The organism is Herpetosiphon llansteffanensis, from assembly GCF_003205875.1.
GTDB classification, from domain to species: domain Bacteria; phylum Chloroflexota; class Chloroflexia; order Chloroflexales; family Herpetosiphonaceae; genus Herpetosiphon; species Herpetosiphon llansteffanensis.
In genome coordinates this window covers 24,088-46,114 of the sequence record NZ_PUBZ01000086.1, presented here as the reverse complement: position 1 = coordinate 46,114, position 22,027 = coordinate 24,088, and the positions used below count along the sequence as shown (strand labels likewise).

Here is a 22,027-nt window from a genome sequence, read left to right as displayed (position 1 = left end):
ACAATCGAGTTTTAGTTGCCAAACAAGAGTGTGAATGGCAACGAAATCAAGAAACACATAAAAGGAATGCCGAAGAGCAACAAGGCAATGATAATTGGAGCACCAGCCCGTCTGCCAGTATAATCAGGCATAACCGCCCAACCAATTAAGTAGGCTAAAATCCCTGAGCCGCCGAAGAGAGTGAAAATGACCAAAGCAACCCGTACAATGGTTGGATCGATGCCGAAATAGCGAGCCAGCCCAGCACAAACCCCAGCCATAACACGACCTTCTGTCGGACGAACCAATGGACGTGATTGATTTGACATTCTATCGCTCCTAAACACACACGAACTGTTTAATTTTATACTATTTCAATCTATCTGACGAACTTGCGTGGCAGTAAGACGCAGGATTATCGTAAAAGGTTTCAGCTTGGACAAAGGAGTCAGCTCGTGGCAGCACCAGCCAAACGCTCATTACGCGATCGTCCACCCTTTCAGCGTTGGTTAATTCTCTTTTCGCGCTTTTTGTTAATTGTTGTGCTCATCATTCTATTGGCCAGTGGCGGTGGCTATCTCTATTTGCGCCGTTCGTTGCCAACTACCGAAGGCACATTAACCCTCGCTGGCTTGAGTGCGCCAGTCGATGTGCTGCGCGATAGCAACGGCGTGCCGCATATTTATGCCAAAACTGAATCCGATGCCCTGATGGCCTTGGGCTATGTGCACGCCCAAGATCGCCTCTGGCAGATGGAGTTTCAACGTCGGATTGCTCGCGGCACACTTTCGGAAGCCTTGGGCGAAACCACGGTTGAAACCGACCGCTTTTTACGCACCCTCGGCGTATATCGCGCCGCCGAAAGCGCCTACGCCAACCTCGATCCAACCGCCAAAGCAGTGATTGATAGCTATGTCAGCGGGATCAACGGCTTTTTGGCTGAGCATAGCGGCAGCCAGCTTTCGCCAGAATTTACCCTGATTGGAGTCGAACCAGAGCCATGGGTTGGCGCTGATGTGCTGGGTTGGGCCAAGATGATGTCGTGGGATTTGGGCGGTAATTATTCGACCGAATTAATGACCATGGAATTGATGGCCAAACTTGGCAGCGAAAAAACCAAAGACCTCTTGCCCCATTACCCAAGCACCGGCCCGCTGATTTTGCCAAACCCCGTTGGCGGCCAAGCACAACAACTCTTGGCGCTCAGTCGGCGGGTTGAGCAAGGGCTGGGCATTGGCGGCGGCAATATTGCTGGGGTTGGCTCGAACAATTGGGTGATTGGCCCAAGCAAATCTACCACTGGCAAACCATTATTAGCCGACGACCCGCATTTGAGCTTTCGCACACCCTCAATTTGGTATATGGCCGAGCTTGAAGGCGGCGATTTGCACTCAGTTGGCGCGACAATTCCCGGCTTACCAGGCGTGATTGTTGGCCACAACCAACGCATCGCCTGGGGCGTGACCAATACTGGCCCCGATGTGCAAGACCTGTATCGCGAAACCCTCGATCCATCTGGCACGAAAGCCATGTTCAAGGGCAATTACGAGCCATTGACGATCATCAGTGACACAATTCGAGTTAAAGATAAAGGCCTCTTGCCGCTCACGATTCGGGTCAGTCGCCATGGGCCATTGATTTCTGATGCGCTGAATGCCAATAACGCCGATGACCCCGACGCACCACAACGCGAGGCCTTGGCCTTCCGCTGGACAGCGCTTGATGAGACAGATAGCACGCTCAACGCGTATATTGCGATTAACAAAGCTCAAAATTGGCAAGAATTTCGGGCTGGCTTGGCCAGTTATGTTGCGCCAGTGCAAAATTTTGTTTTTGCTGATGTCGATGGCAATATCGGCTACATCGCACCTGGCAACATCCCAATTCGCGCCAAGGGCGATGGCACGTTGCCAGCAGATGGCGCGTCGGGCGATTACGAATGGACTGGTTTTATTCCGTTTGAGGATTTGCCCCAAAGCTACAACCCGCCCCAAGGCTATATTGCGACCGCCAACAACAAAGTGGTGGCCGATAGTTATCCGTATTTTCTCAGCCACGAGTGGGCCACGCCATTTCGCGCCGAACGGATTACTAGCATGATCGAAGCCAAACCAACCTTAACCATGGACGATATGGCAGCGATTCAGGCTGATGTGCATTCGAGCTATGCAGAAGAATTTTTGCCTGTGTTGCTGAAGTTGGTGCAACCAACCACTGATCAGCAACGCCAAGCAATCGCCATGCTGCAAAACTGGAACTACAGCACCGCTGGCGATCAACCTGCGGCCAGTATTTTTCAGGCTTGGGCCTTCTATTTAACCGTGCCAATTGTTGGTGATGAATTGGGCGAAACCTTGCTCGAAAGCTATGGCCAACGTCGCCAACTGATCGATCTGGCAATTCCGGCTATGCTGCAAGACCCCAACAACCCTTGGTGCGACGACGTGACAACCACTGGCACAACCGAAAACTGTAATGCGATGGTGACCCAAGCGCTCGATGTGGCACTCAAAGATTTGAGTTTCCGCATGAAAAATACGCCGATGGATCAATGGCGCTGGGGCGGATTGCACCTTGCCTTATTTCCGCACAATCCACTGGATGCGATTGTGCCGTTGCGCGGCTTTTTCAGCAAAGTGATCGAGAGCCAAGGCGATGGCAGCACCGTCAATGTTGGGCATATTGCCGATGATGCGCCGTTTGATCAAGATCGTGGGCCAATTTATCGCCATATTATCGATTTGGGCGATTTTGCCAACAGCCGCATGATCAACGCGCCAGGCCAAGCAGGCCATTTTCTCTCGCCGCACTACGACGATTTGCTTGAACGCTGGCAGAAAGTCGAGTACATTCCGATGCTTTATGGTCGCTCGGCGGTCAACAGTGGCGAAGTGGAAATGTTACAATTACAACCTTAGAGCATTAATTCGGGCTACTGGCAGCAACACCCAGTAGCCCGCCAATCAAGCTACGGAAGGTATGATGAGCCGAGTTTTTTGTTGGTTGGGATGTTTATTAATTGGATTGAGCCTCGTGCCAAGCCCAAACGTCAAGCGTGCGCACGCACAAACGACGAGCTACCAAGTGCAGGCCGAGTTTCAACGCTATTGGCAGGATAACGGCGGAGCAGCATTAATTGGTCAGCCGATCAGCGAGGCAATATGGTTTGATGGGCAGTTAGTGCAATATTTTGAGCACCAGCGCCTGCATTTGGTCAACAACCAAGTTGTGCCCGCCAAACTTGGGCTTGATCTGTTTCAAGCTAGCCGCCGCACATGGCAAAACCAACGTCAGCATGTGCCAACCGACCAATGTTTGTGGATTAAGAGCGCCCATCGCTCGGTCTGCGAGCCATTTCGGCGGGTTTGGCAAGCCAATGGCGGCGCTGCATATTTTGGCAACCCAATCACCGAAACCGTCACTGAAACCAACCCCTTAACTGGCAAAATCGCCACGATGCAATATTTCGAGCATCAACTTTTCGTGCTTGATCATGCCAGCCAGCATGTATCAATTAGCCCGCTTGGGCAGTGGCAAGCTAGTTGGCTCTTGAATGGCACGCGCCAAGCAAGCCCCATTCGCGCCAGCTTAACCGGGCCACAAGCAACATTGAAACCATTCGAGCAATTGACAATCCAAATCGATGCTAATGATTATGTTGGCCCGGCTAGCCTACGTATTTTTGATAGCGCTGGGCAGCTTGAAACCAGCCAAAGCTTGACCCTCACTGGCCAAAGCCAAAGCCTCAAATTGCAAGCGCAAGGAGCCTTGGGCCAGCATTATGCCGTGTTGCTGATTGAAGGCAACGTAGCGGCAATCAACAGCAGCATCTATCAACTTACCGCCAGCACCAGCATTCAAACTGGGGTTGCGGCCTACGACACCATGCCCAGCAAAGTCGAAGAATTTCTGCGCAACGATGTTTCGAGCTACGAATACAAGGGCTATCCGATTCGCGGCTATCGCTCGCCCGACAGCTACCTGATTTGGTTGCGTGACCATGTGCATCAAGGCTTGGGCTATCGCTATTTTGAGCACGATATGACCAGCACGCTTGATTATTTTCGGCGTGAACAAAAAGCCAATGGCGCGTTTGATGATTATTTTGCGATGGTCAATGGCGAGCCAGTCCAAGGTCGCATCGAAGTTGAGGCCGATTTAGAATATCTGTTTGTGCAAGGTGTGTATCAGGCTTGGCAAGCAAATGGCGACACCAGTTGGATGCTTGAGCAAAAGCCAGCCATGCAGCGCGGCATCAACTACAGCCTCAGCGATCCACTACGCTGGAATCCCGACCTGCAACTGATTCGCCGCCCGTATACGATTGATACTTGGGATTTTGAATATGGCGGGCCGACGATTGCCCCCGATGGCAAAAGCTCACCGCGCCATTGGATCGATGCAAAAACCCGCTTTGGGATTATGCATGGCGATAATACCGGTATGGCCCATGCGCTGGCGTTGCTTGGCAAACTCGAAGTAACTCAAGCCAATTTCGAGCAAGCCAACGCGTGGCTCATGCGCTCGCAACAACTGACCAAGCAGCTTAATCAAGTTGCATGGAACGGCAAATTCTACATTCACAATGTTTTAGAGCAGCCCTTTGATATTCCTGAGGTTGACGAGGCGCGCCAACTTTCGCTCTCCAACTCGTATGCGCTCAACCGCTATGGCATGGAAGCCAACCGCGCCTTGGCGATTATCGACGAATATTATCAACGGCGGGTTGCCGATTCAAGCAATCTTTCCTCGGAGTGGTTCAGCATCGATCCGCCATTTCCTGCAGAACGTTTTGGCACAACCCCGGGCTGGGGCAACCAACCAGGCGAGTATGTCAATGGTGGGCGGATGCCGTTGGTTGGCGGCGAGTTGGCGCGGGGAACCTTTCGCTGGGGTCAGCCAGCCTATGGCTTTGATATTCTGCGCCGTTATGCCCAAATGATCGAAGCCCAAGGTGGCAGCTATTTATGGTATTACCCTGCTGGCAACCCTGGCGTTTCCGGCCCGCAGACGCTGGCCACCGATGGTTGGGGCAGCACCGCAATGTTGGCAGCGCTCATCGAAGGCGCGGCGGGCGTGAGCGATCAAGCAGCGCTCTATCAGCACACTATCCTTAGCCCACGTTGGATCAGCGATCCAGAAGTGCAGCAAGCGCAGGTTACGGCCCGCTATGCAGCCTCGCAAGGTTATGTAAGCTATCGCTGGCAACGCCAAACCAATGGATTTCAGCTCGATTTTACTGGCAGCGGTCAAGAAACGACCTTGCAATTATTCTTGCCCAACGATGCGCCTGCAAGCGTCAAGCTGACGATTAATGGCCTAGCCTCGTTCGGCCATGAGCGCACGCTTGGCCCAAGCCGCTATTTCGAAGTGCGCCTAACCAAGGCCACGGGTACTATTAACGTGAGTTGGTAGGATTCACCAACCCCCTTGCAAGGGTTAAGATCCCCTCTCCCCCAACCCCTCTCCCGTGGCGCGGGCGAGGGGCTTTAATCCTGTGCTTTTACCGCCATGGGAGGCAAAACCATGGTCGGCTCCCCTCGCCCGCGTTTTCGTGGGAGAGGGGGTCGGATTACAAGTGTAGGGTTAAGATCCCCTCTCCCCCAACCCCTCTCCCGTGGCGCGGGCGAGGGGCTTTAATCCTGTGCTTTTACCGCCATGGGAGGCAAAACCATGGTCGGCTCCCCCTCGCCCGCGTTTTCGTGGGAAAGGGGGTTGGATTACAAGGGTAGGGTTAAGATCCCCTCACCCCCAACCCCTCTCCCGTGGCGCGGGCGAGGGGCTTTAATCCTGTGCTTTTACCGCCATGGGATGCAAAACCATGGTCGGCTCCCCCTCGCCCGCGTTTTCGTGGGAGAGGGGGTCGGGGGTGAGGGAATCAGCACTTATTGCGGAATCGATTGCTTGAGAGTTTGCAATTCACCAAACAAATTCGCCAAAATTTCTGGATATTCAGCGCCATCAATCGTGGCGATCGATGTATTGCCTGTGGTCAGCGTATAGCTAAACATATCGCAGCAACTGCCCAAATCGCCATAACTGGTGGCAAGGCTGGCAAACTCAGGATCATTCAATAGTGCCTGAATTGAACTCAATTGGGCGGGTGTGGCATCGCCGACGCGCAACGTGCTTGAGGCGCTAACGCTGGCTAGCTCCAACTTGCCATCACTCCAAACAGTCAGAGTTTCGTTGATGCCAGCGATACCACCGGTTTGGGCAAAGGTCAGCAGCACTTCAGGGCTGGCTGCGGTGGTTTCGGTGGCGGCAGTTGTGGCTGTGGCAGGCACGCTGGTTGGCGTAGCTCCGCCACAGCTTACCAAAAAGAGCAAGATCAAACCAAACCATACACGTTTCATTCAGTTAATCCTCGAACAAAGGTCTCGTGGCGAGCAATTTTATATTTCTCTGGGCTAAACAGAACACTGGCTTCAAAGCGTGCGGTTGCATCTGGCGATAAGCTACTATTGCCAGGCATTATGGTATCTACCCCAAGAATTTCATCTTTATCGTTGTAGGTCACAAGATAAATCATCAAGGTTTTGGTGCGCTTTTTACCAGTATTGGTAATCTTGCCAGTGGCTTCATAAAACAGACCATCGGGCTTAATTTCCACATCATCGACCCGCAAATCACGATAATCTATCGGGCTAGCATAGCTATTATCCATGCCAAAAATCTCATAGTTAACGGTTTGATATTCTGGAGCATCATTCAAAACCAGAATCCATGGAGCACGTTCACCTGGCCCAAGCACGCCCAAAACCGAGTAGCCCGTCTCGAACTCTACCTCTTTATCATTAGCCAAAAAGGTCGCTTCGATTTTAACCGCACTTTTGCCTATATCAGTATTGTTGGTAACCATGCCATAGATCAAGGTCGTTGAGCCAGCTTCGCGCTTGCCAACATTGGAAATAGTGAACTGATTGGCAGGATCAGGTGCCGGTTTAACGGTTGGTTCAGGCTTCTTGTATGGCGTTATTGTCGGTCCCTTATTACCCCTAGGATTTGGTTCAGGCGCTGCAACTGTCACATTAGGAATTTGGGCAACAACTCCTGGATTTCTGGGCGACTGCTTTTTAAACGCTGAATTGATCGTGTAGATGCCCAAGCCGCCAATGATAAAGACCGATAACAAGGCCAACCAAAACCATGGCGAGATACCCCGTTTGGCTGGCTGGCTAATCAGCACTGGGTTCGCTGGCGGTATTGAGCCATGTTGTGGCTGAGTGTGCAGGTTGCCAGTTGGTGGCATGCCGCCATAACTTGGCTGGCTCGGATGCGCTGAGCCTTGGCTTGGCTGATTGCTGTAGTTTCCATAGCTTGGTTGGCTCGGATGGCCAGCATTATAATTTGCTTGGCCCGGATACGAAGCATAATTGGCTGGCATTGGCTGTTGCGGGCGTACCACCGCTGGGCCAGCAGGATTGGCATAGCCGCCAGGAGTCGCTGCATTGTGCATAATCGAGCGCAAAACCCGCGCCACTTCGGCCATGCTTGGCGGACGTTGTTGCGGCGCTTTGGCCATCATTGCCATAATTAAGTTATCAAGGGCTGGGGGCAAAAACGCGCCAGTGGTGCTTGGCGATGGTGGCTGCGTATAGACATGACCAAACATAATTTGCGGCGTATCGCCTTCAAATGGCAAACGCCCAGTCACCATTTGGAACAGCAACACACCCAAAGCATAAATATCGGTGCGCGCATCAAGCTGCTGAGCTTGAATTTGCTCAGGAGCCATATACGACAGCGTGCCAATAATCATGCCACTTTGGGTCAATTGATGCTCTTGCGATTCGCTATTGGCTAAGCGCGCCAAACCCAAATCAACCAAAACGGCGCTGCCATTGGGTCGAATTAAAACATTCGCTGGTTTAATATCGCGGTGCAAAATCCCTTGGCTATGCGCATATTCCAAGGCATCGGCTAATTCGGTGGTAATTTTCAAAACTTTTTCTAAGGGCATACGACCTTGACGCAACTCATCGCCGAGGCTCGGGCCTTCGATGAGTTCCATCACAATAAAGGGCATGCCTTTATCTTCATCAACATCAAACACGCGCACAATATTGGAGTGCGATAGCTGCACTGCCACTTGGGCCTCGCGCAAAAAGCGTTGGCGGGCATCTTCAGTCGCATTACCTAAGATAATTTTAATCGCTACAGCACGCCCAAGCTGTGGATGGATGGAGCGATAGACTGCACCCATGCCACCAGCCCCCAAGGGTTGGCCGAGAGTATATTTGCCTAAGGTTGTGTTGGTTAAGTCTGTCATGATCGCCTCTTATTGCTTGCACCACGCCGATTTATCTTAGCACACCATAGCAAGAGTTTATGAATCAAATGCTCTCTCATACTCAATATTCTTTCACAAGTGACGCTTGGATGCAGGCCTATGTTTCCCTTAAAAAGCAATCGCCCGCTCCGCACAAGGCGAGCGAGCGATTTTGCAGCTAGGCTACGCTTTTAGCGCGCACCGATCCGAATCGTTGCTTGTTCAAGCACGCCGTACAACCACGTTGGCACAATCCCCAAACCAAAGATCAACAAGGTCAGGGCAGTCATAACAATGCCAGGCCCAAAACCAACCTTGATTGGTTCTTCGGTTTCCGCAGGCGCGAAATAAACCGCCTTGAGGAAGCGCAAGTAGTAGTACAAGCTGATGACGGTGTTGCTCACCGCGAAGATGACCAACCACTTTGCGCCTTCTTGCCAAGCGGCAATAAAGACGTAGAACTTCACGAAGAAGCCTGAGAGCGGTGGAATCCCTGCCAACGACAAGATTGCAACCGTCAAGAGCAAGGCCAGCCCAGGTGAACGCCGACCCAAGCCATTCAAATTGCTAAAGTCGGTGCCGCCAACGTTATCTTCGACCAAGGCCAAGATCCCGAAGGCTACCAAGTTGGTGACGGTATAGGCAATCAAGTACATCAAGAGCGAGATGCTACTATCGCGTTGCGTACCAACCAAGCCCAACATCAAGAAGCCAGCTTGGGCAATTGATGAATAGGCCAACATGCGCTTGGCATTGGTTTGCGGCAAAGCTGCCAAGTTACCAACCAACATCGTAACCGATGCCAGAATTGCAACCAAACTTGTCCAACCGCCAAAGCTGGTGGGTGTACCAATCGCTGCCGTACCCATAATGCTTGGCGCATCGAAGCCGGTTACCAGCACGCGATAGATCAAGAAGAAGCCAGCCGTTTTTGAAGCGGTCGAGATAAAGGCGGTCATCGAGGTTGGCGCGCCTTGGTACACGTCTGGCGACCAAGCGTGGAACGGCACAATTGCAACCTTGTAGGCCATCCCTGCAAGAATAAACAACAGCCCCAGAATCGCAACGCCTTGGCTTGGGCCTTCAGGGTTAGCAAATGCCAACTCAATTGCAGTTTTCACCGAGCTCAAACTGGTTGGAGTAGCGTTCATGGTCTGACCATTCATCAAGGTCAAGCCCAAGAGCAAGCTCATACCAAACAGCAAGATTGCCGATGAAAGCGCGCCGAAGATATAGTATTTGGCCCCAGCTTCGGTGCTAACAGGGTCGCGGCGAAAGTAACCAGCCAACACATACAGCGGAATACTGGTCAACTCAACGCCAAGGTAAATCATGATCAATTCGCCGCCAGCGGTCATGAAAATCATGCCCAGGGTTGCAAACAAGATCAAGGCATAGAACTCGGCTGGGTTATTCGAAGGTCGCGCTTTGCCAGTCAAAACCACCGTCACAAACGCTGCGCCGATAAAGATCAAGCGCCCAATGTGGGTCAGTGGATCGACCACAAACGCCCCGCCCAGAATACTGCCATCGAGGCCGCTGGTGCGCAGATTTTGGAAAATACTGAAATTGTAGAATTTCCAATCGCCAATCTGCACCCAATTGAAGAAGCCACCTTGGATCAAGACCATCACGAAAGCTAAACCCAAGCCCATTAAGGTCATGGCAATCGCTTCGCCCGTGCGTTCGGCTAAGGCTTCCTTGCCCTTCGACCAGCGCGTTAGAACATCGCCAAGCAACACCAAGGCTGCAATCGCCAGGATCAAGAACTCAGGGATGAGCCGCGTAAAATCAGCTATTTGAAAATTCACGTCATTCCTCCCTAACGTCCTGCTAGATCAATCATGCGCTGGGCGATTGGCTGGACACCGGTTGCAATGTAATCCATGATGATGCTTGGGAATAAACCAACCCCAATCACCACGATGGCCAAAACCGTGCCTGAGAATTTTTCTTGCCATGTCAGCGGTGGCAAATCATGGTAGTGCGGGTCTTTGACCTCGCCCATAAATGCCATATAGCCAACCCGCAAGACATAGGCGGCAGTAATCGGAATCGACAAGGCCGCGACAACTGCAACCAAGGGATATTGGTTCATTACGCCAGTAAAGATCGTGAACTCTGCCATAAAGCCAGCCGTGCCCGGCATCCCCATCGACGAAAGACTCGCGATGATAAAGACCACAAAGGCAAATGGCATCACTTTCATCAAGCCACCAAGTTCGGGCAATTGGCGGGTGTGCGTCCGTTCATAGACCATCCGACCAACCACCGCAAAGAACAAGGCGGTCATCACGCCGTGCGCAAACATTTGCATCACTGCGCCGTTGAGGGCAGTTTCGTTCATCGAAGCCAAGGCCAACATCACCAAGCCCATGTGGCTCACCGATGAGTAGCCGATCACATACTTGAAGTCTTTCTGGACCATCGCAATCGATGCTCCATACACGACGTTCATCAAGGTCATGACCGCAATGCCTGGCAACCAGAATTGTGCGCCATTGGGCATCAACCAGAGCGCTGCCCGCAAAGCACCATAGGCTCCCAGCTTCATCAACACCCCTGCGTGGAGCATCGAAACCGCTGTTGGAGCGGCCACGTGACCTGTCGGCGACCAGGTATGGAAGGGGAACATCCCCGCCAAAACCGCGAAGCCAACAAACATTGGCAAGAAGAAGAGTTTTTGGAATTCGAGGCTGAAAACGCGTTGTGAAAGCTCGACCATATTAAAGGTACCGCCCACAACGTAAATCGCCACCATCCCAATCATCAACGCTGCCGAACCAATCATCAAGTAAATGGTAAGTTTCATCGCGCCATATTCTTTGCGCGTCGAACCCCAAATCCCGATCAACAGGTACATTGGCAACACAGCCAATTCATAGAACACGAACATCAGGAACAAATCCAGCGCCATAAACACGCCGTATACGCCCACTACCAACAAGAGCAGCAGGATGAAATATTCCTTGACCCGATCTTCGATGTTCCATGAGATGAACGTGCCAGTGAAAATCACCAGACCGTTCAAAACAATCAAGGGCAAACTGATCCCATCAGCGCCGACCAAATACGACATGCCGAGCTGCGGAACCCAATCGAGCTTCTCGACAAACTGCATCTTCGTGCCCATATAGCCCGCTGCGTTGGGGTCGTAGGCAAAGAAGACCAACAAGCCGAGGCCAAACGAGATCGTTGCAACTACTGCCGAGATAATCCGCATGGCTTGTTTTTGCTCTTTGGGCAAAAACATAATCACCAAAGCCCCAAATAAGGGAACTAACCAGATGAGGCTCAGGTACGGAATGCCCGCTGGCAAACTTTCGATCAAATGCATCGTTTAACTCCGTCCACGTTACAGGCTTGTAAAGACCTGAGCCATCACCGTGGCTGCGTAGTTTGATAAATCCATCAGTGGCTTGGGGTAAATCCCAAACACCAACAGCACAATAATCAACGGTAGGGTCACGTTAAAGGCCCAATCACCAACTTTAATGTCAGGCAAATTGGTCAGCTTGTGGTTGACTGGTCCGTAGAAAATCTTTTGATACATGCGGATCAGCACCAAAGCGGTCACAATCAAGCCCAAGACGGCAATTGTGGTGATAACTGGTTGCGTACCCCACGCGCCACGGAAAATAAAGAATTCGCCGACGAAGCCAGCCAAACCAGGCAAACCAAGGTTGGCAAACATCGCCACGCCCATAATCCCAGCGAAAATTGGCATAACTTTACGCAAGCCGCCAAATTGATCAAGCTGGTAGGTTCCAGTCCGCTCGTAGAGTTCGCCCGCAAGGAAGAACAATGCGGCGGTGCTGAAGCCGTGGGCAACCATCTGTGCTTGCACCCCGTTCAAGGCCGAGATGCGAATATTGAGGTCTAAGTTGCCCAAGCTTTCTGGCGCTGCCGAAGCCGCTGCCGCCAAGCCAAGCAACACATAGCCCATGTGGTTAATCGATGCGTAGGCAATCAAACGCTTAAGGTTGGTTTGGGCCAAGCCAGCGTATGCACCAAACAAGATGCTCGCCAAGGCAAAGATTGCCAAGATTGGCGCAAAGTGATGGGTTTGTTTGGGGAACAGCATAATCATCAAGCGAATCATGCCATAGGCACCCATTTTCGACATCACTGCCGAAACAATCATCGAGCCACTGGTTGGAGCATTTTCGTAGGTGTCTGGCTGCCACGTGTGCAATGGCCAAACTGCCAATTTCACCGCAAAAGCCACAAAGATACACCAGAAGATAATTGCTGCTGGCGTGCCGTTGCTATTGCCCAAAATGTTGGTCAAGCCAACATCTTCGACCGCGCTGAACAACATCGATTGCAGCGTTGCGCCATTGCTATAGCCAGCGCCCAATTTTGGCGCAAGCAAGGCTGGATCGACGGGCAAGCCCTGCGCCAAGCGCGAGAGCACCACCAAATCGAACGTTCCAGTTGCCAAGTAGATAAATTCGAAAATAATCAACATCCCGACCGAGCCAGCCATCGTGTACACGAAGAACTTGAAGGCCGAGTAGCGGCGGTTTTCACCACCCCAGTTGTTGATGATAAAGAACATTGGCACCAAGCTGAATTCCCAGAACAGGAACAACAGCAAGAAGTTGAGCGAAACAAAGTAGCCCAACATCGCCGATTCCAACAACAACATCAAGGCCAAATAGACGTTTTGGCGTTGTTTGATGCGGAAGGCCGCCAAGATACAGACTGGCGTTAGAGCAGTTGTCAAAAACACCAGTGGGAAGTTCATGCCATCAAGGCCAACAAAGTAGTCAGCATTGAAAAACGGAACCCAGCGCACCCGATCCACTTGCTGGATCATGGCTTGATCGCCAGTGACTGAAGCGAGGGCTGGATTAAAACCGCCGCTTAGCCACAAAAAGAGCGTGAGTCCGAGTGGCACCAAGCTCCACGCAAACACCCCCCACGCGATGGTGCGGCTGTTTTGGGCTGGCTTGGGGAACACCAAAGCCAGCAACATCCCCACCAATGGCGAAAGGGCAATTAGCGTGGTGATGCTCCAATCACTGAATTTGATAAATTCGTTCAGCATTCGCTCACGCTCCTAGAAGGCATACATATAAATCAAGGCCAACAGCACCACGCCACCAAAGATGTAGGCACCGTAGTCTTGAATCTTGCCCGTGGCCGATTGACGCACACCGTCGCCCACCGTAATCGTGCCTTCGCCAATATCGTCGGTGACGGTATTTAGCGAGAAGTCGTCGATGATGAAGTTGACGCGGCCAATAAACAAGGTCACCAAGCCAGTCAAATTGACAACCCGATCAACCACATTGCGGTCGATCCAGTTCAACAACCAGCCTGCGCCGTAGGTCAGGGCAATAAAGGTTTTATCGTAAATCTGGTCGATGTAGAATCGATTTTCCAGCGCCGTCCAGATTGGCCCCAAAGCGCCAGCCAAGGGGTCGCGATCGTTGGCATTTTTGAAGGCGTTGCGATAGGTCAAGAAACCTAAGCCAGCCCCGGCCAAGGCTACCGCCGTGGCAATCCCAGCAATCATTGGATCTGGAGTAGGAATAAGGCCCTTTGGATTCACGTAATCACTGAACCAGTGAATACCCAAGAACCCTGCATTGACAAAGCCAGCACCAACTGCAAACAAGCTCAAGATGATCAACGGAATCGTCATCGAGCGTGGCGATTCGTGGGGATCATGCGCTTCGTGATGGTGGTGATGGTCGTCGTGGTCGCCATGGTCGTGATCATCATGCCCATGCGCGACAGCGACTACAGCTTTGCGTGGTTCGTAGCCACGGAACTTGCCAAAGAACACCACGACAATTTGGCGGGTCATATAGAATGCCGTCAAGAAAGCAGCGGCAGTCAATACGCCATACACCACATAATGGTGATGCAGGAAGGCATCGAGGATAATTTCGTCCTTCGACCAGAACCCAGCAAACGGTGGAATCCCAATCAAGGCGAAGAAACCAGCCATATAGGTCAAGAAGGTAATTGGCATGAATTTGCGCAAGGTACCCATGTTACGAATATCTTGCGCTTTATCAGGATCATGGCCAACTGTTGCTTCCATCCCGTGGATGACCGAGCCAGAGCCAAGGAACAACAGCGCTTTGAAGAAAGCGTGGGTCAGCAAGTGGAATAACGCTGCAACCCAAGCGCCAATCCCCAACGCCGCCACCATGAAACCAAGCTGCGATAAGGTCGAGAAGGCCAGAATGCGCTTGATGTCATATTGGGCTACCGCAATCAAAGCTGCGAACAAGGCTGTGAATGCGCCAATAAAGGCGACCACTGGCAGCACATCGCTCACCGCAAAGATTGGGAATGTCCGAATGACCAAGAACACCCCAGCCGCAACCATGGTTGCAGCGTGAATCAGCGCCGAAACAGGCGTAGGGCCTTCCATCGCATCGGGCAACCAAACGTGCAGCGGAAACTGCGCCGATTTGCCGACCGTGCCAAGGAACACCAAGAACGCCATCAATGAAGCAGCGCTAACTCCAGGAATCAAGCTCGCAGCAGTTTTGATGCTTTCCAAAAATTCGCCGTTGTAAATTTGGCCTGCTTCGTGGCCGAAGGTCAGCGAGCCAGATTTGTTGTAGATGTACATCATCCCCAACATCATGCCCACATCACCAATCCTGGTGGTGATAAAGGCTTTTTTGGCAGCTTCGCGGGCCGAAGGCTTGAAGAACCAGAAGCCAATCAACAAGAACGAACACAGACCCATCAACTCCCAGCAGATAAAGAACAGCAATAAGTTATCTGCCAGCGTCATTCCCAACATTGAAGCGGTAAACAACGCAATATAGGAGAAGAAGCGCGATTGGCGTTGGTGGCCTGCGGGGAATTCGTCGTGAGCCATATAGCCCACTGAGAAGAGGTGAATACACCACGCAGCCAATGTGACCATCGCCAACATCAGCACCGTAGCACCATCTAAGCGATAGCCAAAGTTGAAAAACCCTGAGCCATCTGGTGCCCATGCAAACGATTTATGATAGAAATTCCCAAATGTTGGAATTGCGGTTTCCGCATGGCCACCTTCGGCGGCAGCGCCTTCACTGGCCTGTTCTTGGCCAGTTTCAGCGGCAACAGTGGTAACCAACGGAGCACTAGGGAATCCTTCGCTGATCGATTGTGCCAAAACACCCCAGGCAATCACCGTAGCCAGCCCAAGCAACACTAACGCCGTGGTATACGACGCTTTGCGCGAGCGCCCAATCGGTGGCACGAGGGTGATCAACACAAATGCTGCCAATGGCAGCAGCGGAATCAACCACGCAAGATCAAAAAACGGCATTGATCAGTCCCCTACTTCGGGACGAATTTCAAAGGGTGGTCAAAGTGGCTTGCACTCTCGCCGGCCTTTGTAATCCGTCACTATCCTTTAAGTGTATCTATTTCGTCAGCGTTAATCGTCAGGCGAGCGCGATAGATTGCAATCACCATTGCCAAACCAACCGCCACTTCAGCAGCGGCAACTGCGATGGTAAAAATTGCAAAGATCAAGCCAGCCGTGCCAGTTGGTTGTAGGTAGCGCCAGAAGGCGACTAAGTTAATGTTGACTGAATTCAACATCAACTCAATCCCCATCAGCATCCCCACGATGTTGCGCCGCGAGAGCGCCCCAAACAGGCCGATGCAGAACAATCCGGCAGCGAGGGTAAGCACCCACACTAATGGGACAGAACCAACCATCGTTTTCTCCTTATGCCTGTTCGGAATCGAGCAGAATAACCTTGCCTTCGGCTTCGCGCGGCATAACCGCACCTTCAGCATCACGAGGCTCGACAATCCCGCGTTTTTTCAACGCCAGTTCTTCGGCCAAGGTCAGCACGCGGCGGCGGCGGGTTCGTTCTTCATAGGCAATTACCACTGCCCCAATCAAGGCCATCAGCAACAAGACTGACACAACTTCGAATGGCAAGAGGTATTCGCCCATAAACGAGCGCCCAATTTCGGTCGCCGTCGCAACTTGCAGGCTATTGGCTGCTCCTTCAACCGGAGCCGGGCCAACTTGGGCCAATTTTGCGGCTTCTTCCCAGGTAGCGCCGTGCTTCCAGAGTGTTGGCACAATCACTCCGAATAGCCCCAAAGCAATTAACAGGGCTACCCACCAGCGCTCAAACACCACGCGCACACCTTCACCAGTAACTTGGCGTGTGAGCATGATAGCAAACAATACGAGGATTGAAACAGCCCCCGCATAGACCAAAATCTGAACAACTGCTAAAAATTCAGCTTCCATCAGCAAATAGAGCGCTGCCACCCCGATAAACGAGGCAATCAGCCATAATGCTGAGTGGATGATGTTTCTCACTGTCACGACCATAATGCCCGAACCGAGCGTCAGCAGCGCGATGACAATAAAAACACCTATCGCAATCGGGTTCATCAAGCTAGTCCTTCCGTATGAAGGATGGAGCAATCGCCCCATCCTTCATGCTTGCGCTTTTACGATAATCCAAGAGCAAGTTCTTCGTCGGTTGTGTATAAGTGTTTCTGAACGTTGCGGTTGGTCAGGCGCATAATCAGCGCCACAGCTCCCGCGTTGATCAACAGGGTCAGCACAATCGCAATTGCCAAACGACCCCAGTTGGTCGCGTCAGCAGTGCTTGGAGCGCCAAACCATTCGGTCAATTTCGGCCATTGTTGGTCCCAGCGCAGCAAGGCTACCCAGAACGAGGCGCTCAAAATGTTGACCAAAACCAAGGGCAGCAAGAACTTCCAAGCAAAGCTCATCAGTTGGTCAACCCGCAACCGTGGTACAGTCGCACGGATCAACACCATCACAAAGAACAGCGCGAAGGACTTGAGTAGGAAGTAGATCAATGAGAGCAAACCGCCAGCAATGCCACCAAGCGCATCAACGCCAGGCCCATTGCCGCCACCAAGGTATAAGGTCGCGGTGATAAAACACACGGCCAAGTTGCTCATGTAGTTTGAAAGATAGAAGACCGCGAACTTCATGCCGCTATATTCGGTCATATAGCCTGCAATAATTTCCGAGTCTGCTTCTGGAATGTCGAAAGGTGTCCGTTCGCCTTCGGCCAAGCTAGCCGTGAAGAACAGCGCAAAACCCAACAAGCCCACTGGCGAGAAGACATACCAGCCCAAGCCAGCAAAATCGTTTTGGGCTTCGACAATCTTTTGTAGCGACATCGAGCCGGTCATCAACACCACAGGGATAATCGCCATAACTTGGGGAATTTCATAGCTGATCAATTGCGCAACCCCGCGCATCCCACCAAGCAAGGCAAATTTATTGTTGGAACCCCAACCGGCCATCATCATGCCAATGCTGTGCAAACCGCCAGTAGCGATCACAAACAACACTGCTGCGTTCAAATCGACGGGGAACATGCGCCCCCACGGAATGACCGCAAATGAAAGCACGGTTGCCCCCAGCATTACGACTGGAGCCAAAAAGTGCACAATTTTATCAGCATCGCGTGGCGTTGCATCTTCCTTGGTCATCGTTTTGATGGCTTCGGAAATTGGCTGCAACAAGCCTTGCGGGCCGACGCGGTTGGGGCCACGTCGGTCTTGCATATACGAAATCGAGCGGCGTTCATACCACGTCAGGAACATCATGCCAACCGAACCGCCCACGAGAATGAGGGTTACTTTAATGATGCTGGCAATCAGAACACTCAGCCATGATGCAAAGCCTAGTTGTGTTAGTGCATCAGCCATCGATTATTCTCCTCGTTCGGCACGTTTCGCAGCGCGAATTGCTTCAAGTTTGGCGCGTTTGTCTTCCGACATGTTTTGGCCAATTGCTGCAACTGGACCAGTTGGCGCAGCACTGACTGCTGCTGGGGCATCGGCCACAGCTTCAACCACGGGCGCAGCTTGGGCGACTGGCGCAGCATCTGCCGCACCGCCACCACGCTTGGCAGCATTGGCGGCCCGAATTGCCAACAACTTGGCGGTTTTGTCTTCGGGCATGTTCTTGCCAATTGCGGCCACAGGGCCACGTGGTTTGGCTGCTGCTGCAGGAGCTGCGCCTGCTGCTGGAGTAGCAGCGGCGGCGACTGGCGCACCACCCTTGATCTTTTGACCATGGTCGCGGCCAATATCGCCTGGGCGACGTTTGATATTGTTTTGCAACTTCTTCATTGCTTGTTCTTTGACATCCGACCACATGGTTGGCGCAATCGTTTCGTAGTAGGAAACGGGGCGCAACAAGCGGTTGTAGTCTACGTCAAGCTCTGGATGGTTGGCAGTTGATAATTCAAAGTCGTGGTCCATCTTGATTGCATCAAAGGGACAGACTTCAGCACAGTAGCCACACGACATACAGGTGTCGTATTCCAACACAAATTTGGCGGCGGCTGGCACTGGCTTGCCGGTAGCAGGATCTTTGGCTTGGGTAATGTGAATCACCTGAGGAGGGCAGATCCGCTCGCATTGGAAACATGAAGTACACAATTCATGGCCGGTCGCATCATCGTAGAGCAAAATCGGCATATTGCGATAGGCTTCGGGCATTGCCAGCCGCTCTTCTGGATACTGCACGTTGAATTGGCCTTCGGTATCGGCGCGGTCGCTGTTGGGTTTGCCAAATAAGGCTTTGCGGAATTTGCGAAACACAATTCCCAAGCCCTTGGTCATACCCTGACCAGCCCGAAAATCCGCGTCATTGCGTTCAACAACAAACACGTCTTCAGTTGCTAAGTGGCTCAACGTCATCGGTCTACCTCGCCCATCACGATATCGATACTACCCAAGATAACCACAACGTCGGCAATCGTGTAGCCCTTGCACATATCGGCCAAAGCCGAGAGGTTGATGAATGATGGGGCGCGGACTTTATAGCGATAAGCGCTGCCCGAACCATCACTCACCACGTAGAACCCTAATTCGCCTTTGGGTGATTCGACCCGGGCATAGGCTTCGCCAGCAGGAGCTTTGAGGCTTTGTTGCTTGACTTTGGGATTGATAAAGCCGCCAGTTGCATCGGGCAATTGTTCGAGCGCTTGCTCCAAAATTTTGTACGATTCGCGCATTTCGGCGATCCGCACCAAGAAGCGGTCGTAAACATCGCCCACTGTGCCAACTGGCACTTTGAACTTGAAGCGATCATAGACGGCGTATGGCTCGGCTTTGCGAATATCATAGGCAACGCCCGAACCACGCAAGACTGGGCCAGTCACGCTGTAGGCCAGCGCCAACTCTTTGGGCAACACGCCGATATTGCGGGCGCGAGCCAAAAGAATTTCACTGTTGAGCAGCAAGCCTTCGAAATCGTCGAAGTAGTGTGGGAGACCCTGCATCAACTTCTTCAATTCGGTGATGAACCAATCGTCGATGTCGCGCACTACGCCACCAAAGCGGCAGTAGTTACACATCATGCGAGCACCCGACACATATTCAAACATGTCGAGAATCTTTTCACGTTCGCGCATACCCCAGAGCAATGCAGTTTGCCACGCGCCCATGTCGCCGAGCATAAAGCCCATTGCGGTGGCGTGGTTCAAAATTCGCGAAAGCTCATCCATAATGACGCGAATATATTGGGCGCGCTCAGGCACTTCAACGCCGGCAAGCGTCTCAATCGTACGGGCATAGGCATGGTTGTTGACCATCGAGTTGAAGTAATCGAGGCGGTCGGTGAAGGGCATATTTTGCAAATAGGTATTTACTTCACCAAGCTGCTCGTGATTACGGTGCAAGTAGCCAAACACTGGTTTAAGGTCAACCAAGGTTTCGCCATCGACGGTAACAAGCATGCGGAACACACCGTGAGTTGAAGGGTGCTGAGGACCAATATTAATTTGCAGTTCTTCAGTCTTTAGCATTGACTATTCTCCCGTGACGTGGGTATATTTATCGCCCGTCTTGGGGAAGTCTTTCCGCATTGGAAAGCCCTTAAACTCATCCCACATGTAGATCCGTGCCAGATTTGGATGGCCAGGAAACACCACGCCATACATATCGTAGGCTTCGCGTTCTTGCAAATCGGCACCAGGCCACGTAGGCGTTAGCGATGGAACAATGCACTCTTCTGGGCTACGGCCAATTCGCACCCGCACCCGCAGGTCGGGGCCACCTTCAGCAGCGTTATAGAATTGATAGACCAATTCGATTAACCCCTGTTTGAGGTAATCAACCGCTGTGATGTTGGAAAGGAAATCGTAGCCAAATGTATCACGGACGAAATGGGCAACCTCGACAATTGCCTCAGCCTTAACCACTGCATCAAAATCGAGCAGCACGGTTTGGCCTTCGCCATGGGCTTCAACTTGGTCGGTTGCTTGAGTATCCCAGCGGCTATCGAGCACGTTGGGCAATTGGGTTTGCAGGATCGAGCGCAGTTCGCCTCTAGCCAGCAATGCCATGGCCTACCTCCTCGATCGTTACCGTGCCAGCCCGCAACATTGGTTTGGGCTGATTGCCTTCCAAGGCCTTAATTGATGCGTCGCGTTCGCCTTTGCCACCCAAGGCTGGGCTAACAAACGGCGGCATCTTGGGCGTGCCCCCAACTGGGTCGGCAGTGCCAGGAATGCCCGCAACTTCCAAGCCTTCAGCGCCAAAGACCGGAATTGGAAACTCGTTGACCACGCCTTCATCATCGCCATACCAGCGCACTTGTTGCAACGCTTGGACATCGATTTGCGCTTGCAAGGTCATCAACGAGTGCAACAATGCTTCTGGCCGTGGTGGGCAGCCTGGAATATACACATCAACAGGCACATATAAATCAACCCCGCGCACCACGTTATAGCCATCGCGGAAGGGGCCACCAGAGGTCGCACACGCTCCCATCGAAATCACATAGCGCGGTTCGGGCATTTGGTTAAACAAACGAACAACCTGTGGCACCATTTTCTTGGTCACAGTTCCAGCAACGATCATCACGTCAGCTTGGCGGGGTGAGGCGCGAAAGAGTTCCGAGCCAAAGCGCGAAATATCATAGCGCGACGCTGCTGCAGCAATCATCTCAATCGCGCAGCAAGCTAACCCGAACTGCATCGGCCACACCGAAGAGCGGCGACCCCAGTTGTACAGCTTATTGATGGTCGTAAACAGCACCCCCTGCTGCTCAAGATCCATTTGCGTTTGTAGATCAGACATACGCCCTCCGGGCAAATTTTGGTGAATTGAAGTAGGCCAAGGCCTAGCGCAGCCTCCGCGCCGTCACGCCCCTATTCGTCGTTTAGATCCACTCAAGTGCGCCTTTTTTCCAGGCATACACCAAACCGATGGTCAGAATTGCTAAAAAGACCACCATTTCAAAGAGGGCGAACAAGCCCAGTTGCCCATACGCCACTGCCCATGGGTACAAAAAGATCGTTTCGATATCAAAGATCACAAAGGCCAAAGCATACAAGTAGTATTGAACTTTGAACTGGACCCAGATGTCGCCAATCGCCTCCAAACCACACTCGTAGGTCGAAAGTTTAACCTGTGTTGGGCGGTTTGGCCGTAAAAAGGACGACAGCACCAGAGGCAAAAGCGGAAAGGTAATCGCGGCAACCGCGAAGATTCCGATAAACGCATAGTTTGTAAGCATAGGTCGGTCTCCTAGTGATGCCCGTTACAAACACACAAAGAGCGAGACGGGTAGCCCCAGTACTCGCTGTACACAATTGCACTAACACCGTGCAGCCATTGCGAAGTATATCACAGGCAGATTAAACTGACAAATAACTTTCACCCCTCAACAGGTGGTTTTTAGCCCTTTATAATCAGCTATTTTTGAAAAATTAAATTATGTCAAGTTCTCATCTGAGGTCTGATCAAGCAGCCAGCAATGGGGTTTTTTGTGGTAAAAAAGGG

The 22,027-nt window shown here is 52.1% G+C and carries 17 protein-coding genes; 2 read left to right on the top strand and 15 right to left on the bottom strand.

The window, feature by feature from the left end; genetic code table 11:
• Positions 1 to 11: 11 nt before the first annotated feature.
• The gene (locus tag C5S61_RS09865; protein WP_110514888.1) at positions 12 to 308 is read right to left on the bottom strand and encodes a PspC domain-containing protein; all 297 of its coding nucleotides are present in this window, start codon (positions 306 to 308) and stop codon (positions 12 to 14) included.
• Between the two features lie 126 nt (positions 309 to 434).
• On the opposite strand from C5S61_RS09865, the gene C5S61_RS09860 reads away from it, so the two are divergent.
• Positions 435 to 2,897, top strand: coding sequence for a penicillin acylase family protein (locus tag C5S61_RS09860; protein ID WP_110514887.1), 2,463 nt, complete (start codon positions 435 to 437; stop codon positions 2,895 to 2,897).
• 64 nt (positions 2,898 to 2,961) lie between these two features.
• Positions 2,962 to 5,394, top strand: a complete 2,433-nt coding sequence (locus C5S61_RS09855; RefSeq protein WP_110514886.1) for a hypothetical protein — start codon at positions 2,962 to 2,964, stop codon at positions 5,392 to 5,394.
• 470 nt (positions 5,395 to 5,864) lie between these two features.
• Here C5S61_RS09855 and C5S61_RS09850 read toward each other — a convergent pair whose 3' ends face one another.
• From C5S61_RS09850 to C5S61_RS09785, 14 genes are all read right to left on the bottom strand, one after another.
• Complete coding sequence (locus C5S61_RS09850) at positions 5,865 to 6,335, bottom strand: hypothetical protein (protein ID WP_110514885.1); 471 nt, start codon at positions 6,333 to 6,335, stop codon at positions 5,865 to 5,867.
• Complete coding sequence (locus tag C5S61_RS09845) at positions 6,332 to 8,251, bottom strand: serine/threonine-protein kinase (protein WP_110514884.1); 1,920 nt, start codon at positions 8,249 to 8,251, stop codon at positions 6,332 to 6,334. Before C5S61_RS09845 ends, C5S61_RS09850 begins: the two co-directional genes overlap by 4 nt.
• A gap of 191 nt (positions 8,252 to 8,442) precedes the next feature.
• Positions 8,443 to 10,062 carry an NADH-quinone oxidoreductase subunit N gene (locus C5S61_RS09840; protein ID WP_110514883.1) on the bottom strand — a complete coding sequence of 540 codons (1,620 nt, stop codon included), beginning with the start codon at positions 10,060 to 10,062 and terminating at the stop codon, positions 8,443 to 8,445.
• 11 nt (positions 10,063 to 10,073) lie between these two features.
• Positions 10,074 to 11,588, bottom strand: a complete 1,515-nt coding sequence (locus C5S61_RS09835; RefSeq protein WP_110514882.1) for a complex I subunit 4 family protein — start codon at positions 11,586 to 11,588, stop codon at positions 10,074 to 10,076.
• Between the two features lie 18 nt (positions 11,589 to 11,606).
• Positions 11,607 to 13,304: a complex I subunit 4 family protein gene (locus tag C5S61_RS09830; protein ID WP_110514881.1), complete on the bottom strand. Its 1,698-nt coding sequence runs from the start codon at positions 13,302 to 13,304 to the stop codon at positions 11,607 to 11,609.
• Between the two features lie 12 nt (positions 13,305 to 13,316).
• Positions 13,317 to 15,542: an NADH-quinone oxidoreductase subunit L gene (gene nuoL, locus C5S61_RS09825; RefSeq protein WP_110514880.1), complete on the bottom strand. Its 2,226-nt coding sequence runs from the start codon at positions 15,540 to 15,542 to the stop codon at positions 13,317 to 13,319.
• An 80-nt stretch (positions 15,543 to 15,622) separates the two neighbouring features.
• Positions 15,623 to 15,940, bottom strand: a complete 318-nt coding sequence (gene nuoK, locus C5S61_RS09820; protein ID WP_054536607.1) for an NADH-quinone oxidoreductase subunit NuoK — start codon at positions 15,938 to 15,940, stop codon at positions 15,623 to 15,625.
• Between the two features lie 10 nt (positions 15,941 to 15,950).
• Positions 15,951 to 16,637: an NADH-quinone oxidoreductase subunit J family protein gene (locus C5S61_RS09815; RefSeq protein WP_110514879.1), complete on the bottom strand. Its 687-nt coding sequence runs from the start codon at positions 16,635 to 16,637 to the stop codon at positions 15,951 to 15,953.
• Positions 16,638 to 16,696: 59 nt separating this feature from the next.
• The gene (nuoH, locus tag C5S61_RS09810) at positions 16,697 to 17,938 is read right to left on the bottom strand and encodes an NADH-quinone oxidoreductase subunit NuoH (RefSeq protein WP_054536605.1); all 1,242 of its coding nucleotides are present in this window, start codon (positions 17,936 to 17,938) and stop codon (positions 16,697 to 16,699) included.
• Between the two features lie 3 nt (positions 17,939 to 17,941).
• Positions 17,942 to 18,937 (bottom strand): 4Fe-4S dicluster domain-containing protein, encoded by a 996-nt coding sequence (locus C5S61_RS09805; RefSeq protein ID WP_110514878.1) that lies wholly within the window; start codon positions 18,935 to 18,937, stop codon positions 17,942 to 17,944.
• Positions 18,934 to 20,046: an NADH-quinone oxidoreductase subunit D gene (locus C5S61_RS09800; RefSeq protein ID WP_110514877.1), complete on the bottom strand. Its 1,113-nt coding sequence runs from the start codon at positions 20,044 to 20,046 to the stop codon at positions 18,934 to 18,936. Before C5S61_RS09800 ends, C5S61_RS09805 begins: the two co-directional genes overlap by 4 nt.
• Positions 20,047 to 20,049: 3 nt before the next feature.
• On the bottom strand, positions 20,050 to 20,586 hold the full coding sequence (locus C5S61_RS09795) for an NADH-quinone oxidoreductase subunit C (RefSeq protein ID WP_110514876.1): 537 nt from the start codon (positions 20,584 to 20,586) through the stop codon (positions 20,050 to 20,052).
• The gene (locus C5S61_RS09790; RefSeq protein ID WP_054536601.1) at positions 20,570 to 21,322 is read right to left on the bottom strand and encodes an NADH-quinone oxidoreductase subunit B; all 753 of its coding nucleotides are present in this window, start codon (positions 21,320 to 21,322) and stop codon (positions 20,570 to 20,572) included. Before C5S61_RS09790 ends, C5S61_RS09795 begins: the two co-directional genes overlap by 17 nt.
• 82 nt (positions 21,323 to 21,404) lie before the next feature.
• The gene (locus C5S61_RS09785; protein ID WP_110514875.1) at positions 21,405 to 21,761 is read right to left on the bottom strand and encodes an NADH-quinone oxidoreductase subunit A; all 357 of its coding nucleotides are present in this window, start codon (positions 21,759 to 21,761) and stop codon (positions 21,405 to 21,407) included.
• Positions 21,762 to 22,027 lie beyond the last annotated feature (266 nt).

Excerpts from the sequence above, each read along its gene's own strand:
- C5S61_RS09865 (WP_110514888.1), bottom strand. The coding sequence starts at position 308 with ATGTCAAATCAATCACGTCCATTGGTTCGTCCGACAGAAGGTCGTGTT.
- C5S61_RS09855 (WP_110514886.1), top strand. The coding sequence starts at position 2,962 with ATGAGCCGAGTTTTTTGTTGGTTGGGATGTTTATTAATTGGATTGAGC.
- C5S61_RS09850 (WP_110514885.1), bottom strand. The coding sequence starts at position 6,335 with ATGAAACGTGTATGGTTTGGTTTGATCTTGCTCTTTTTGGTAAGCTGT.
- C5S61_RS09845 (WP_110514884.1), bottom strand. The coding sequence starts at position 8,251 with ATGACAGACTTAACCAACACAACCTTAGGCAAATATACTCTCGGCCAA.
- C5S61_RS09835 (WP_110514882.1), bottom strand. The coding sequence starts at position 11,588 with ATGCATTTGATCGAAAGTTTGCCAGCGGGCATTCCGTACCTGAGCCTC.
- C5S61_RS09830 (WP_110514881.1), bottom strand. The coding sequence starts at position 13,304 with ATGCTGAACGAATTTATCAAATTCAGTGATTGGAGCATCACCACGCTA.
- nuoL (WP_110514880.1), bottom strand. The coding sequence starts at position 15,542 with ATGCCGTTTTTTGATCTTGCGTGGTTGATTCCGCTGCTGCCATTGGCA.
- nuoK (WP_054536607.1), bottom strand. The coding sequence starts at position 15,940 with ATGGTTGGTTCTGTCCCATTAGTGTGGGTGCTTACCCTCGCTGCCGGA.
- C5S61_RS09815 (WP_110514879.1), bottom strand. The coding sequence starts at position 16,637 with ATGAACCCGATTGCGATAGGTGTTTTTATTGTCATCGCGCTGCTGACG.
- nuoH (WP_054536605.1), bottom strand. The coding sequence starts at position 17,938 with ATGGCTGATGCACTAACACAACTAGGCTTTGCATCATGGCTGAGTGTT.
- C5S61_RS09805 (WP_110514878.1), bottom strand. The coding sequence starts at position 18,937 with ATGACGTTGAGCCACTTAGCAACTGAAGACGTGTTTGTTGTTGAACGC.
- C5S61_RS09800 (WP_110514877.1), bottom strand. The coding sequence starts at position 20,046 with ATGCTAAAGACTGAAGAACTGCAAATTAATATTGGTCCTCAGCACCCT.
- C5S61_RS09795 (WP_110514876.1), bottom strand. The coding sequence starts at position 20,586 with ATGGCATTGCTGGCTAGAGGCGAACTGCGCTCGATCCTGCAAACCCAA.
- C5S61_RS09790 (WP_054536601.1), bottom strand. The coding sequence starts at position 21,322 with ATGTCTGATCTACAAACGCAAATGGATCTTGAGCAGCAGGGGGTGCTG.
- C5S61_RS09785 (WP_110514875.1), bottom strand. The coding sequence starts at position 21,761 with ATGCTTACAAACTATGCGTTTATCGGAATCTTCGCGGTTGCCGCGATT.